We start from the raw sequence: 12,935 nt of genomic DNA, 5'->3' as shown, positions 1-12,935 counted from the left end.
TATGCCCGGTATTCGCACTGCTGCACAAGCCAAGGCTTGGCTGGAACATCAAGGTAAGTCTGTTCAAGCGTTCGCCCGGGAACATGGCGTGGACCCGGCAACCACTTATCAAGTGCTCGCTGGGCGCAAAAAGGGACGGCGGGGAGAAGCCCACAAGGTCGCGGTCCTGTTGGGCATGAAGGACGGGATCATCCCGGTTGAGGACGAAACCGTAAGGCAAGATCAGGAAGTCATTTCTTGAAGTCAGTATGCGCTTATTAAAACCAAGTGCCTGTTTTCCCAAAATTGGCAGTACTCACACCTGATCACGGCCGGCAATTGCGCTCCATGCGCCAGAAGCAATCCTCCGCATCTACGATTTCCAGGCCCTTGCGTTGATACAGCCGTCGCGCCGGGTTGGTCTTGAAAACGGTCAACCGTAAAAGACCCAGCCCTTCCGCGCGCGCCTTGTACACCATCTGCTCGATAACCCAGCCGCCAGCCCCTTGATGACGAAACGCCTCAAGGATGTGCAATTCGCGGATATACAACGCTTTGGGGTCACGACTCAGACTGATGAAACCCAGCACCTGGGTATCGCGACAGATCAACCAGTTTTCCCGACCCGCCCAGGCGCTATCGAACCCGGCATCGGACCAGGACAAGTCGTATTGGCGATAATAGTTGCCCATGGCCTGATGGGTCAGGGTTCGGGCGAAGGCCAGGTGCTGGCTGGTTGCAGCCTGTAGTTGAAACGCCATGTGCCTGCGCCTCCTAAATCGCCACCTGTTCCCCGCGCCATTGGCCAGCGCTGCTGCGACGTGCAATCACCAACGAATCGCCCACACCAGGGGCGACTGCGATCAAAGTGCCGTCAGCGCCCCAGATCGCACTGCGTCCGGCGCAGGTCCAGCCACCGGTCGGGCCACCGTGATTGGCCATCAGCACCAGCATTTGGTGCTCGGCGGCGTAGCCTTGTAGCAACGTCGTATCGGGAGCGTAGCCACCTTCGCTGATCAGCACACCCGCAACGTAGATATTCGCCCCGGCTTCGGCTGCCTGCCGTGGGTGGCTGGGGTGGGAGAAGTCTGCACATACCGCCAGGGCAATCCGGTCGTTACCCCATTCAAGGGCGGCCCCGCCCTGCCCTGCAGCAAAGGCCGCTTCTTCACCGGGATGCAGATGCTGCTTGGTATAGACCGCCACCGAACCATCCGGCCCCAGCACCAGCGCGCCGATCAACACCTCACTGCCGGCCCCCAGGCGAATCGGCATGCCCACCACGGCGGTGATGCGCAACTCACGGGCCATCTCCCGCAGCGGCGCCACTACTTCATCGTCAGGCGCAATCGCCAATTCGGCGGCCAACGCTGGTTCGTACCCCGTCAGCGACAGTTCCGGAAACACCAGCAATTGCACACCATGCTCTGCCGCCGTGCGCATGAATGCCAAGTGACGCGCGATATTTCCGGGCACGTCGCCGGCAATGGAGATGGATTGGGCAGCAGCAATCGTGAAGGCAATCATGGTCGCATCCAGGCAATCATCGTGAACTCCGTGCAGCATATCGACACTTGGGTCATAGCCGTAAGTACCCACACTCAATAGAAATTACTGATTGAATCCACCCGCTCGCCTCAGTTAAGCTCCCCCCATCATTTGGAGACACACCATGTTGCAACTCACCCACATTCAGGTTTGCCCTGCTGCCAGCGTCCAGCGCTCGGTTGTGGCTGCCCGTGTGAGCGGTTTGAGCGCACTGGTCAGCTTTTATTTTGGGTATTGGTTTAGCCACTGGCGCGCCTGATACCTGAAATCGGCGCCCACTACTCAAGGGGTCGCCTACCAGAGAAATCTAACCCCCGGTCGGCTCCCCGACCGGGGGTTTTGTTTTTTCAGCCCTTATTATTTTTGCCACACACCGAACACTTAAAGGACTCACGCCATGAACTACGCCACCTATTACCGCTACGACACCTCCACCGCCTGGCGATTTAGCAAGCTCCGTTCGGGACAGCCTGCCGCCTCCGATCGGTCACCTATTGGTGGCAAGCCAACACACGTAGCCAATACGGCCAATTGTCGAACACCCCAGTAGGGCAGAGCGTGCGGGAACAGCCCGCCGCTTGCCCAGGAAGCCCGAATATGAACGCCTCGATCGCCGCTCTGCCTGTTTCAACCCTGTCCTGCGCCAATGAAGCGCTGACCCAGCGTTTGCCCAGTGCCCTTGAGCTCAAGCACCAACTGCCCCTGAGCCCATTCCTCAATGAACAGATCCACGCCCATCGCCAAGCCGTGCGCGCCATTCTCAAGGGTGAAGACTCACGCCTGCTGGTGATTGTCGGCCCGTGCTCGATCCACGACCCGGAATCGGCCATGGAATACGCACGCAACCTGAAAAAACTGGCCCATGAAGTCAGTGACCAGATGCTGCTGGTGATCCGCGCCTACGTCGAAAAACCCCGCACCACCATCGGCTGGAAAGGCCTGGCGTACGACCCGCGCCTGGATGGCAGTGATGACATGGCCGCCGGCCTGACCCTGTCCCGGGAACTGATGCGGGAAATGCTGCGCCTGGGCCTGCCGGTCGCCACCGAGCTGCTGCAACCGATGGCTGCCGGCTACTTCGATGACCTGCTGAGCTGGGTCGCCATTGGCGCGCGCACCACCGAATCGCAGATCCACCGCGAAATGGCCAGCGGCCTCGGCATGCCCGTCGGCTTCAAGAACGGCACCGACGGCGGCGTGGCCATCGCCTGTGACGCCATGCGCTCCGCCGCTCACCCGCACCGTCACTTCGGTGTCGACAGCCAGGGCCATCCGGCGATCATCCAGACCCCGGGCAACCCCGACACTCACCTCGTGTTGCGCGGCGGCCATCGTGGGCCGAACTACGATCGCCAGAGCGTGGCCCAGGTTCACGCCGACCTGGCCAAGAGCAAAGTCGCGCCGCGGATCATGGTCGACTGCAGCCACGCCAACAGCGGCAAAGACCCGCTGCGCCAACCGGCGGTGTTCAACGACGTGCTGGAGCAGCGCCTGCAGGGCGACACCTCGCTGATCGGCATGATGATCGAGAGCCACCTGTTCGAAGGCTGCCAGCCATTGAGCCCGTCGATGAAATACGGCGTGTCGATCACCGATGGCTGCCTGGGCTGGGACGGCACGGAACAGCTGCTGCGCAGCGCTGCCGAGCGGTTGCGGGTACACAATCGCGCCTGACAATGAAGATCAAATGTGGGAGCGGGCTTGCTCGCGAATGCGGTGGTTCAGCCAGCACATGCATCAACTGGCACACCGCTTTCGCGAGCAAGCCCGCTCCCACACTGGATCTTCATTCACTTGACTAAAGTGGATAAAGAGCCTCATCAAACTGCGCCAACTTCGGAAACACCAACGGCTGGTCATCCGCCAGCCCTTCCAATCGCTGCTGGTAACTGTGCAGGAAAGTCTGCCGGGCCTCGGCGCTGATATACGGCACATGCCACGCCACAAACGGCTCCAGCACCTCAAACCCGACATACGCCAGCGTGCCACGCAGGATCGGCCGCAGCATGTCCTCCAACGGCCCGTGAATCGCACCCTCGCCAAACATATGCTCGCGCCCGCCAAGGGTGACCGTGACCAGCGCTTTCTTGCCGGCGAGCCCGCCCTGATCATAAAACCGCTTGCCGCCGTAGCACACGCCCGACACCAGCACCCGGTCAATCCAGCCCTTGAGCATCGCGGGCGCCGAGAACCAGAAGATCGGGAAGTTGAGGATCAGCAGATCGGCCCACAGCAGCTTGTCCAACTCCTGCCGGATATCCGCCGCGATGGATTGGCTTTTCACCCCCAGGCGCTGCTCCAGGGCATACACCAGGTAGTCGGGGTTCTCCCGCGAGGTGAAGTCCGAGGCGCTGGCTACGGGATTCCAGTGCATCGCGTACAAATCACTGACCTGCACCTCATGCCCCTGCGCTTGCAGGGTAGCCGTGGCCTGGTCACGCAAGGCCGCGGTAAACGACTGCGGCTCGGGATGGGCGTGGACAATCAACACCTTCATAAAAACTCCTCAAGAAGTAAGCGCGGCCCGTTTGGCCAGCAAATGGTCGAGCCAGTCGGGGTCCATTTCCGGCTCCGATGAAAACAGCAAGCCGGTGTAGTCCTGATACGGCGGGGTGAAGATCGCGCTGCGGCTGCCTTGGTCCACCACCCTACCCCGCTGCATCACCACCACTTCGTCGGCGATGGCGCGCACCGTGGCCACGTCATGGGTGATAAACAGGTAGGCCACGCCCAACTGCTGCTGAATGCGGTTGAGCAGTTTCAGCACGCCCTCGGCCACTAACTGATCCAGGGCCGAGGTCACTTCGTCGCAGATGATCAATTGTGGGTCGGCCGCCAGGGCGCGAGCGATGCAGATACGTTGCTTCTGGCCGCCGGACAGCTCACGGGGCTGACGCTCCATGAAGGTGGCCGGGTCCAGCTCGATCATCTCCAGCAACTCGGCGACTCGGGCGCGCATGGCCTTGCCCTTGAGGCCGAGGTAGAAGGTCAGTGGCCGGCCAATGATGTCGACGATGCGCTGGCGCGGGTTCAGCGCGGTATCGGGGATCTGGTAGATCATCTGGATCCGTCGCAACTGCTCCTTGCTGCGCCGACGAAAGTCCGCCGGCAACGCTTCACCGTCATACAGCACCTGCCCCGCCGTAGCCGGCAGCAACCCGGTAATCAAGCGTGCGGTGGAGCTTTTGCCGCTGCCGGACTCACCGATCACCGCCAACGTCTGGCCGCGATGCAAGCTCATCGACACGTCATGCAGCACCGGCTGATGCCCGTAGCTGGCGCACACCTGACGCACTTCCAGCAACGGCATCTGCTGCTGGGGACAGGCCTTGGGCTCGGTGCGAAAGCTGCGCACCGCCCACAGGGACTTGGTGTAGTCCTGCTGCGGTGCGCTGAGCATGGTGCGGGTCTCGGCCTCCTCCACCAGCTTGCCGTGGCGCAGCACCATGATGCGGTCGGCCATCTGCGCGACCACTGCCAGGTCATGGCTGATATACAGCGCGGCACTGCCGAAGGTTTTCACCGCATCGCGAATCGCCGCCAGCACTTCGATCTGGGTGGTGACGTCGAGGGCGGTGGTGGGTTCGTCGAAGATGATCAGGTCCGGGTGACAGGCCATCGCCATGGCGGTCATCACCCGTTGCAGTTGCCCGCCGGAGACCTGGTGCGGATAACGCTGGCCGATGGTTTCCGGATTGGGCAGGCGCAGCACGCGGTACAACTCCACCGCCTCGCGTTCAGCCTGGGCGCGGCTGATGCCACCGTTGATCACGGCGGTTTCCACATGCTGGTCAATCAGCCGGTGGGCAGGGTTGAACGACGCGGCAGCGCTTTGCGCCACGTAGGCAATCCGCAGTCCTCGAAGCTTGCGCAAGGCTTCGGGTTTGGCCTGCAACAGTTGAATGCCGTCAAAGCACACCGAGCCACCGGTGATGCGACAACCATCGCGGGCAAAACCCATGGCCGCCAGGCCCAACGTTGATTTACCCGCGCCGGACTCGCCAATCAACCCCAGCACCTCACCCCGCTGCAACGTCAGGTCGATGCCCTTGATCAGCGGATGCCAGGCATCCTCGTAATGCCCTTCGATCTGCAGGTTGCGGATTTCCAGCAGTGGCTTGTCCATCCTCAACACTCCTTCAGGCCGCTGGATTTATGCAGCATCCAGTCGACGACAAAATTCACGCTGACGGTGATCAACGCCACCGCCAGGGCCGGCAGCAACGGGCTGATGTCGCCGAAGGTAATCAGCACCGCATTGTCGCGGACCATGCTGCCCCAATCGGCGGTGGGCGGTTGAATGCCCAGGCCAAGGAACGACAGCGCGCTGATAAACAAAAACACGAAGCAAAAGCGCAGGCCGAACTCGGCAATCAGCGGCGCGGCGGCGTTGGGCAGCACTTCCCGGGTGACCAGCCACCAGAGCCCTTCCCCACGCAAGCGCGCGGCTTCGACGAAGTCCTGCACCACCACGGTCATCGCCACGGCCCGGGACAGCCGAAACACCCGGGTCGAATCCAGCAGTGCAATCACCAGCACCAGCGAGGTGGCATTGGTGCCCACCACGCTGAGGATCAGCAAGGCGAAGATCAGTTGCGGGATCGCCATCAGGATATCCACCACCCGCGACAATCCCTGGTCGACCCAGCCGCCCTTGATCGCGGCTATCAAGCCGCTCAAACCGCCCAGCAAAAACGCCAGCACCGTGGTCAAAAAAGCGATGCCCAGGGTGTTGCGCGCCCCATACACCAGGCGGCTGAACATGTCCCGCCCGAGGTTATCGGTGCCCAGCAGGAATTGGCCGCTCCAGGGCGCAAACCCGTCACCCACCACCTGGGTTTCCCCGTAAGGTGCGAGCACCGGCGCAAACAACGCCACCAGCACGTACAGCACGATGACCAGCAGGCCGAACTTCGCGCTCAATGGCGCCCGGGCCAGTTGTGTGAGAAGGCTCATGGTCTACCCCTTGGGATGCATCAGGCGTGGGTTGGTGGCGATGGACAGCACATCGGCGCCGGTATTGAGCAGGATGTAGGTGGCGGCAAAGATCAGGCTGCACGCCTGCACCACCGGGATATCGCGCTTGGACACCGAGTCCACCAGCAACTGGCCGAGGCCCGGGTAGACAAACACCACCTCCACCACCACTACGCCCACCACCAGGTACGCGAGGTTGAGCGCGATCACGTTGACGATCGGCGCCAGGGCATTGGGCAGTGCGTGGCGCCAGATAATCCGCGACTGGCTGATGCCCTTGAGCCGGGCCATTTCGATATACGGGCTGGCCAGCAGGTTGATCAGCGAGGCGCGGGTCATGCGCATCATCTGCGCGATCACCACCAGGCTCAGGGTGGCCACCGGCAACACCGAACGTTCGAGAATGGTGGCGAATGAGGCATCCGGCGCCAGGTTGGACAGGCTGGGAAACCAGCCCAGCTTGACCGAAAACACCAGGATCAGCAGGTAGGCGACGAAGAACTCCGGGAACGACACCGCACTCAGGGCCGAGGTGTTGAGCAGGCGGTCGAACCAGCTGTTGCGGTACAGCGCGGCGAGCATCCCCAGCACCAGCGCCAGGGGCACCGAGACCAACGCCGCCAGTGCCGCCAGGCGCAAGGTGTTGCCCAGGCGTGCGCCGATCAGTTCGGCGATGGGCCGCTGGTTGGCCAGGGAAGCGCCGAGGTCGCCGTGCAGGAGGCGCAGCAGCCATTGCACGAAGCGGCTCAGGGGCGGCAGGTCCAGGCCCAGTTGGGCGCGAAAGGCAGCGACGGTTTCCGGCGTGGCGGACTGGCCGAGCATGGCCTGGGCGATATCGCCGGGAAGCATGCCCACGGCCAGGAAGATGATCACCGAGACGGCGAACAACGACAGCAGGCCGAGGGCCAAGCGTTGGAGTACCAGTTTGAATAGGCTATTCATGTTCGGTTCTCATGAGTGGGGCATGTTCTCGAAGGCGACAAATGTTCAATGTGGGAGCGGGCTTGCTCGCGAAAGCGGTGTGTCAGCCAATACAGATAGAGACTGATCCACCGCATTCGCGAGCAAGCCCGCTCCCACAATTGATTTGTGGCGTTTCTGAAATCTTCACGCCTGCCACCATCGCTCGATCAACCGCAACCCATCCAGTTCCCCATACGGCGCCGTCAGCGGTCCATGGCTGACGCGGTTCGAGCGGGCCGCCACGGAGCTGGCGAACAACGGCACAATCGCCCCGCCGTCGTCCCGGCACAGGCTCTGCATTTCGTTGTACATCTCCTGGCGCAGCGGCGCGTTCATCTCACCTCGCGCTGCGTTGAGCAACTGGTTGAAGCGGTCGTTATTCCAATGGGTTTCGTTCCACGCCGCGCCCTTGGCGTAGCCGATGCTGAACATGCGGTCGGCAGTCAGGCTGCTGTACCAGAACGAGGTGGTGAACGGCTGCTTCATCCAGATGTTGGAGAAATAGCCATCCGCCGGCTCGCGCACCACGTCGATATCAATCCCGGCCTGGCGCGCCTGCTCCTTGAACAGCACCGAAGCATCCACCGCGCCGGTGTAGGCGGCATCGGAAGCTTGCAGGCGCACCTTCAGCGACTCCACACCGGCCTTGCGCAGGTAGAACCGCGACTTGTCCGGGTCGTAGGTGCGCTGCTCCAGGGCGGCGTTGATGAAACGGCTGCCGGGCTGGATCGGATGGTCGTTGCCCACCAGGCCATAGCCATGCAGCACCGAGGCCAGCAGGGTTTCGCGGTTGATCGCATGCTTCATCGCCATGCGGATGTCGTTGTTCTTGAACTCGTTGCTGTCGCATAACATCGGGAAGGTGTAGTGCTGGGCGCCCTTGGTTTCTTCGATGACCAGCGTGGGATTGCGCTTGAGCAAGGCCACGGTTTTCAGGTCGACCTTGTTGATCACGTCGACTTGCCCGGTGACCAGCGCATTGACCCGCGCTGCGCCGTCGGCAATCGCCAACAGCTCGGCACTGGCGAAGTGTGCCCTGCCCGGCTTCCAGTAATCAGGGTTGCGCTCCAGGTCCATGCGTACGCCCGGCTCGAAGCTTTTCAGGCGATAACCGCTGGTGCCGATCCCGGCCTGCCAGTCGGCGGCGCCGTCCTTGGCGGGCATGATCACCAGGTGGTAATCGGCGACTACATAAGCGAAATCGGCATTGCCCGAGTGCAATTCGAACACCACGGCATCGCTGCCCTTGGCGCTGACACTGGCCACATCGCCGATCGCCGTCTTGGCCGCCGAGGTGGAGTTGGCTGCCAGGTGATGGTTGATCGAGGCCACCACGTCGTCAGCGGTCAGGCTTTTGCCGTTATGGAAGGTCACGCCCTGGCGCAGCTTGAAGGTCCAGGTGCGCGCGTCGGGCGTCGACTCGAAGCTTTCGGCCAATTCGGGGATGGCGCTGCCGTCCACCGCGATTTCCGTGAGGGTGTTGTACACCGCCGAAAAGCCGACGAAGGTGAAGGTGTCGACCCAGGATCCCGGGTCGCGGGAGTCGGTGGTGCTGCCGCCGGCCAGGCCCATGCGCAGCACGCCGCCCGGCTTGGGCGTGGCCTCCTCGGCAAAGGCCTGCAGCGGCAGGCCCATGGAAAACGCGGCGGCCACGGCACCGGCTACGGCGCTGTGCTTGAGGAAGTCCCGCCGGTGCATCGCTTGAGTCATTTTGTTGTTGTTTTCGCTCATGGTGTTGCTCCTCTAAAGGTTCACACAGGCATGCTTCAACTCGATCAAGGTCACGCCGTTGCGCTTGAAACCGTTACGCAAATCCGTCTGCAGCTCATCCAGGTTCTGTGGCTCGCTGACCGTGCAGCCGAACGCCCGCGCCAGGGCGGCAAAGTCCGGGTTGCGCGGCAGTACGCCGATGGGTTCGATGTCCAGGTTCAGCATGTCGTCGCGAATCTGCCCCAGGGCGTCGTTGTTCCAGAGCAACACCACCAGCGGGCTGTCCAGTTCTTCCACGGCCGTGGCCAGTTCCTGGGCGGTGTAGAGAAAGCCGCCGTCGCCCACCAGCACCAGGCCGGGCCGTTGCGGTGCGCCGAACTTGGCGCCGATACCGGCCGGCAGGCCATAGCCCAGGGTGCCGTAGCCGGTGGGATGCAGCCAACTACGGGTGGCGTTGCTGGGAAAGGCGTAGTTGCCGGTGTAAGCCAGTTGGGTCATGTCGCTGCTGATGAAGGCATTGGCCGGCAGCTCGGCGGCCACGCGGTCGAGAATCGCCTGGTGAATGCGTTGCAACGGACCATGGCCGCTGCTGACTGCCTGGCGTAACGTCGCGACCGCAGCGGTGGCGGCATCCGCGTTGCGCGGCGTGGCTGGCAAGCGTTCCAGCAAAGCCAGCGTCGTTTGCTGGGCATCACCGTGCAACGCGACGGCGCAAGGATAGAAATCGTTGAACTTGCGCGGGTCGATATCCACCCGCAGCAGCTCGCCATTAATCGGCAGGCGTTCACGCCAGAAGTCGGTATCGGCCATTTCGGTGCCGATGGCCAACACCACATCCGCCTCGGCGATGAGCTGCCAGCCGGGCTCGACACACAGGGTCGAACCGGCATTCAGCGGATGCTCCACCGGCAACAATCCCTTGCCGGCGACACTGCTGAAAAACGGCGCCGCCAACTGCGTACTCAAGCGCTGCAAGGCATCGGCCGCCAACAGCGCACCGCCACCGGCAATGATCATCGGGCGCTTGGCCGCGGCCAGTTTTGCCACTGCCTGATCAAGGCTTTCAGCCGATGGCAAACCGCGTCCGGGACGGCGCACCACCTCATTGCTCCAGTCCCGTTTGATCGGCGCCGACAGTACATCCAGCGGCACCGAAATATGCACCGGGCGCGGTCGCTCACTGTCGAACACCGCGTAGGCCCGCGCGATCAACTCCGGCAAATCCTCGGCACTCAACGCTACTGCCGAAAACGCAGTGATGGGCGCGGTCATCGCCCGCTGGTCCTGGGTTTCATGCAGGCAGCCCCAGCCTTTGCCGAGGCTGGCGGTGTGGTTGACGCTGGAAATCACCAGCAGCGGAATCGAGTCGGCATACGCCTGGCCGATCGCCGTCGCGGCATTGGTCACCCCCGGCCCGGTGATGATGAAACACACCCCCGGCTTGCCGCTGACCCGCGCATAACCGTCGGCCATAAAGCCGGCGCCCTGCTCGTGGCGGGTCAGCACATGCCGAATACCGCTGCCCGGCAAGCCGCGATACAGCTCCAGCGTGTGCACGCCGGGAATCCCGAACACCGTGTCGACACCATAGTTGGCCAGCAATCGCACCAGGGCCTGGCCGCCCGTCAAGGTTTTGCTTTGCATTGTCATCTCCTTCACGCCTGGGCGAGACGGATCAATGCATCGACCGCCGTGGCGCCCCGGGCATTGACCAGCAATGGGTTTACATCGAGTTCCAGCAATTGCCCGGCGTTGGCGCAGGCGTAGTCGGCCACCGCACGAATCGCCGCCACCAGGGCTTCCATGTCGGCCACTTCGCGTCCGCGAAAGCCTTGCAGCAATGCGGCGCTGCGCAGGCTGAGCAAGGCGTTGCGGATTGCGTCGTCGGTGGTGGGCAGCAGCAGGCTGCGGCTGTCCTTGAGCAACTCCACGAGGATTCCACCAGCGCCGATCACCAGCGCCAGGCCGAAGTCGTTTTCGCGCTTGATGCCCACAATCAGCTCGGCCAGCGGCGGCGTAGCCATGGACTCCAGCAGCAGCTGATCGAACGGCACATCCGGCGCATAAGCGGCGATTTGCTCGCGCATATGAGCCAGGGCAGCAGTCAAGGCGAAGCCGTCCTGCAGGTTGAGCGCCACGGCGCCAGCTTCGGTTTTATGCGGCAAGTCGGCACTGACGGCCTTGAGTACCAGCGGGTAACCCAGCACTTTGGCATCGGCTATGGCCCGCTCGGGAGTGCTCAAGACACCGGCTGGCGTGGTCAGGCCGAAAGCCCGTAAAGCCTGCTTGGAATCCCACTCATCAAGCGACTGTCCGTGTTGTTCAAGCGCTTGCGGGCACAGCGGCACCAGTATCGACTCACCCCGCGCCAACAACGCCCGGCGATTGTCTTGATAGTCGGCAATCCGGCCCCAGGCCGCCAGCGCATCTTCCACGCCTTGCAACGCGGCAACGCCCTGGGCATGCAGGCGCTCGCGAGCGTGGGCCGGGAGCAATTCGGGAAATGCCGAGGTGACAAAGCCAGTCTTGCCGTGACGAGCCAGTGCGCTGCAAAACAGCTCCAGCAGCAGGTCGCACTCCTTGCGCTCACCGGTAAATTCCGCCGGGTAGTCGAGCACCAGCATTGCCGCATCCGCTTCGGTGCGCAGTGCCGTGTCGAGCATCGTATTAAGCGCGTCGCTGTTGCCCCAGATGGCCGTGGTGAAATCCAGCGGGTTGACCAGGTTGGCGTAGCTGGGCAGCACCTGCGCCAACTCTTCACGCTGGCCTTCGTCGAGCTTCGGCAGGCTCAAATCGTTGCGCTCGGCGTAGTCGGCAATCAACCCGGCATCACCACCGGAACAGGCCAGGGCGATCAGGCTGTTGCCCGCCGGCAGATTACCGCAGGCCGCCGCCTTCAGGGTCTCGACAAAACTCACCGGCCCGCTGACCCGGATCACACCCAGGCGCGCGAACAGACTGTCGTACAGCGCATCGGAACCCGACAACGAACTGGTATGACTCAAAGCCAACTCGGCGCCGATCTGTGACACCCCGGTTTTCAGGGCGATGATCGGAATGCCTTTTTCCAGGGCCTTGTGGGCCGCACGGGCGAACCCCGGCACATTCTTCAAGCCTTCCAGGTGCAAGCCAATCGCTGTAACGCGCGGCTCGTCGAGCAGCACGTCCATCAACTCGGCAACCCCCAACTGCGCCTGGTTGCCCACCGACGCCATATAGGCCACCGGCAGCGAACGGTCGCTCATGGACAGGTTGTAGGCAAAGTTGCCGCTCTGGGTCAGCACCGCAACGCCCTTCTCGACCGGCTTGCCGCCATGGGCCACCGGCCACAACGCCGAGCTGTGCAGGTAATCCAGCAGGCCATAGCAATTGGGGCCCAGCAGTGCCATCTCGCCAGCGGCCTTGAGCAGTTGTTGCTGCAAGGCTTGGCCCTCGGCGCCGGTTTCGGCAAACCCGGAGGCGTAGCAGATGGCGCCACCGGTGCCAATGGCCGCCAGTTCGGCGACACAGGTCAGGGTCAGCTCGCGATTGGTAGCGATAAACACCGCGTCCGGACCGCACGGCAAATCGGCCACGCGACGCACGCAGGGAACGCCATCGAGGCTGTCATATTGCGGGTTGACCAGCCACATCTGGCCGGCAAAACCACCCTCGGCGCAGCGCTTGAGGGCACGGGCCATGCTGCGCCCACCGACGAATGCCAGGTGACGGGGCGCCAGCAGGCGCTTGAGATTGTCGCGAATAGCCTGGGACATAAG

General features: G+C 62.8%; 12 protein-coding genes. 3 read left to right on the top strand and 9 right to left on the bottom strand.

The genetic code is table 11. The features are described 5' to 3' along the window. Position 1: 1 nt before the first annotated feature. Entirely contained in the window at positions 2 to 241 is a 240-nt protein-coding gene (locus ACIOMR_RS04300) for a DNA-binding protein (protein ID WP_003208935.1), read from the top strand. Between the two features lie 64 nt (positions 242 to 305). Here the strand turns inward: ACIOMR_RS04300 and ACIOMR_RS04295 are convergent, their stop codons facing one another. Together ACIOMR_RS04295 and ACIOMR_RS04290 are read right to left on the bottom strand one after the other, a co-directional pair. After that, on the bottom strand, positions 306 to 740 hold the full coding sequence (locus ACIOMR_RS04295; RefSeq protein WP_087694876.1) for a GNAT family N-acetyltransferase: 435 nt from the start codon (positions 738 to 740) through the stop codon (positions 306 to 308). Positions 741 to 753: 13 nt separating this feature from the next. Beyond that, complete coding sequence (locus ACIOMR_RS04290) at positions 754 to 1,506, bottom strand: carbon-nitrogen hydrolase family protein (protein ID WP_177067957.1); 753 nt, start codon at positions 1,504 to 1,506, stop codon at positions 754 to 756. Between the two features lie 145 nt (positions 1,507 to 1,651). Between ACIOMR_RS04290 and ACIOMR_RS04285 the strand changes: the two genes are divergently transcribed. Together ACIOMR_RS04285 and ACIOMR_RS04280 are read left to right on the top strand one after the other, a co-directional pair. Beyond that, positions 1,652 to 1,786, top strand: coding sequence for a hypothetical protein (locus ACIOMR_RS04285; RefSeq protein WP_256344006.1), 135 nt, complete (start codon positions 1,652 to 1,654; stop codon positions 1,784 to 1,786). 338 nt (positions 1,787 to 2,124) lie between these two features. After that, positions 2,125 to 3,201 (top strand): 3-deoxy-7-phosphoheptulonate synthase, encoded by a 1,077-nt coding sequence (locus ACIOMR_RS04280; protein ID WP_003208943.1) that lies wholly within the window; start codon positions 2,125 to 2,127, stop codon positions 3,199 to 3,201. Between the two features lie 124 nt (positions 3,202 to 3,325). Here the strand turns inward: ACIOMR_RS04280 and ACIOMR_RS04275 are convergent, their stop codons facing one another. The 7 genes from ACIOMR_RS04275 to ACIOMR_RS04245 form a co-directional block, all read right to left on the bottom strand. Continuing rightward, positions 3,326 to 4,024, bottom strand: coding sequence for an NAD(P)H-dependent oxidoreductase (locus ACIOMR_RS04275; protein ID WP_003208945.1), 699 nt, complete (start codon positions 4,022 to 4,024; stop codon positions 3,326 to 3,328). A gap of 9 nt (positions 4,025 to 4,033) precedes the next feature. Next, positions 4,034 to 5,653, bottom strand: coding sequence for an ABC transporter ATP-binding protein (locus ACIOMR_RS04270; RefSeq protein ID WP_177022042.1), 1,620 nt, complete (start codon positions 5,651 to 5,653; stop codon positions 4,034 to 4,036). A 2-nt stretch (positions 5,654 to 5,655) separates the two neighbouring features. Next, the gene (locus tag ACIOMR_RS04265) at positions 5,656 to 6,483 is read right to left on the bottom strand and encodes an ABC transporter permease (protein WP_003208948.1); all 828 of its coding nucleotides are present in this window, start codon (positions 6,481 to 6,483) and stop codon (positions 5,656 to 5,658) included. Positions 6,484 to 6,486: 3 nt separating this feature from the next. Further along, entirely contained in the window at positions 6,487 to 7,446 is a 960-nt protein-coding gene (locus ACIOMR_RS04260) for an ABC transporter permease (RefSeq protein ID WP_003208950.1), read from the bottom strand. A gap of 165 nt (positions 7,447 to 7,611) precedes the next feature. Further along, positions 7,612 to 9,198: an ABC transporter substrate-binding protein gene (locus ACIOMR_RS04255; RefSeq protein WP_401192428.1), complete on the bottom strand. Its 1,587-nt coding sequence runs from the start codon at positions 9,196 to 9,198 to the stop codon at positions 7,612 to 7,614. Positions 9,199 to 9,210: 12 nt separating this feature from the next. Beyond that, positions 9,211 to 10,821 (bottom strand): 5-guanidino-2-oxopentanoate decarboxylase, encoded by a 1,611-nt coding sequence (locus tag ACIOMR_RS04250; protein ID WP_008436054.1) that lies wholly within the window; start codon positions 10,819 to 10,821, stop codon positions 9,211 to 9,213. An 11-nt stretch (positions 10,822 to 10,832) separates the two neighbouring features. Then, positions 10,833 to 12,932, bottom strand: coding sequence for an acetate--CoA ligase family protein (locus ACIOMR_RS04245; protein ID WP_401192425.1), 2,100 nt, complete (start codon positions 12,930 to 12,932; stop codon positions 10,833 to 10,835). Between the last annotated feature and the right edge of the window lie 3 nt (positions 12,933 to 12,935).

The organism is Pseudomonas sp. NPDC087814 (genome assembly GCF_044742865.1).
Lineage (GTDB): Bacteria > Pseudomonadota > Gammaproteobacteria > Pseudomonadales > Pseudomonadaceae > Aquipseudomonas.
Note: the sequence above shows the minus strand (reverse complement) of the source record. Positions and strands in the feature narration are given on the sequence as shown.

Bases quoted from the DNA above. Each gene is read 5' to 3' on its own strand.
- ACIOMR_RS04300 (WP_003208935.1), top strand. From the start codon at position 2: ATGCCCGGTATTCGCACTGCTGCACAAGCCAAGGCTTGGCTGGAACAT.
- ACIOMR_RS04295 (WP_087694876.1), bottom strand. From the start codon at position 740: ATGGCGTTTCAACTACAGGCTGCAACCAGCCAGCACCTGGCCTTCGCC.
- ACIOMR_RS04290 (WP_177067957.1), bottom strand. From the start codon at position 1,506: ATGATTGCCTTCACGATTGCTGCTGCCCAATCCATCTCCATTGCCGGC.
- ACIOMR_RS04285 (WP_256344006.1), top strand. From the start codon at position 1,652: ATGTTGCAACTCACCCACATTCAGGTTTGCCCTGCTGCCAGCGTCCAG.
- ACIOMR_RS04280 (WP_003208943.1), top strand. From the start codon at position 2,125: ATGAACGCCTCGATCGCCGCTCTGCCTGTTTCAACCCTGTCCTGCGCC.
- ACIOMR_RS04275 (WP_003208945.1), bottom strand. From the start codon at position 4,024: ATGAAGGTGTTGATTGTCCACGCCCATCCCGAGCCGCAGTCGTTTACC.
- ACIOMR_RS04270 (WP_177022042.1), bottom strand. From the start codon at position 5,653: ATGGACAAGCCACTGCTGGAAATCCGCAACCTGCAGATCGAAGGGCAT.
- ACIOMR_RS04265 (WP_003208948.1), bottom strand. From the start codon at position 6,483: ATGAGCCTTCTCACACAACTGGCCCGGGCGCCATTGAGCGCGAAGTTC.
- ACIOMR_RS04260 (WP_003208950.1), bottom strand. From the start codon at position 7,446: ATGAATAGCCTATTCAAACTGGTACTCCAACGCTTGGCCCTCGGCCTG.
- ACIOMR_RS04255 (WP_401192428.1), bottom strand. From the start codon at position 9,198: ATGAGCGAAAACAACAACAAAATGACTCAAGCGATGCACCGGCGGGAC.
- ACIOMR_RS04250 (WP_008436054.1), bottom strand. From the start codon at position 10,821: ATGCAAAGCAAAACCTTGACGGGCGGCCAGGCCCTGGTGCGATTGCTG.
- ACIOMR_RS04245 (WP_401192425.1), bottom strand. From the start codon at position 12,932: ATGTCCCAGGCTATTCGCGACAATCTCAAGCGCCTGCTGGCGCCCCGT.